The 759-nt window shown below is 37.2% G+C and carries 2 rRNA genes; both read left to right on the forward strand.

From position 1 onward, the window contains the following. Nucleotides 1-110: ribosomal RNA gene (locus JEM65_RS21105) — 23S ribosomal RNA — on the forward strand; the annotation flags it as partial. A 136-nt stretch (nucleotides 111-246) separates the two neighbouring features. Then, nucleotides 247-355 (forward strand): 5S ribosomal RNA (rrf, locus tag JEM65_RS21110). The last annotated feature ends 404 nt before the right edge of the window (nucleotides 356-759 follow it).

Here is a 759-nt window from a genome sequence, read left to right on the forward strand (position 1 = left end):
AGATGAGATTTCTTTAAAGGGCCGTGGAAGATTACCACGTTGATAGGTCATAGGTGTAAAGGCAGTAATGTCATAGCCGAGTGATACTAATAGCCCATAGGCTTATTGTACGCCGTTCTTTTAACAAGTGCAAACTTTTTTATGTATACAGGCATCAAATGCCCTTTTTTCAATATGTCAAGATATTTGTCATACCTATGTATGACGCTGTAGAGTAGCACTAGATTGCTACAGGCAGCTATGACTTAAGGTGGTTATAGCGACGGGGCTCACCTCTTACCATTCCGAACAGAGAAGTTAAGCCCGTTTGCGCCGATGGTACTGCACCTCGTGGGAGAGTAGGACATCGCCTTTTTTAGAGAATCCCCAACATGTATTTGTTGGGGATTTTTTTGTTTATATAGGTCATGATCTTAGAATCAATACAATTCTGGATCATATATTAATTATAATCTTATATATGAATATATTGGCGTTGTGAGATCTCCAAACCGTGCCATTTTGGTCTTTTAAAAGTTTATATTTCTGTTGAATTCCTGATTAGTTACACCTTAGATCAACTAGTTTCAACCAAAGGCAAGACGACCTATAGCTTAAACCTTATACAACAGGTCCATTAGCTATTAGTTAAATTGTTTTATTGAAAGGATGTAGTGCTAGAAGGGCTTTATTCAGAACTCTTCTTCTTTTTCTTATTTGTATGGGTATACTTCAGAGGGAGGACTTATAATAAACTTCGTAACTATTCAGCCTATCTAA

The sequence above is a fragment of the Gelidibacter salicanalis genome (assembly GCF_016469035.1).
GTDB classification, from domain to species: domain Bacteria; phylum Bacteroidota; class Bacteroidia; order Flavobacteriales; family Flavobacteriaceae; genus Gelidibacter; species Gelidibacter salicanalis_A.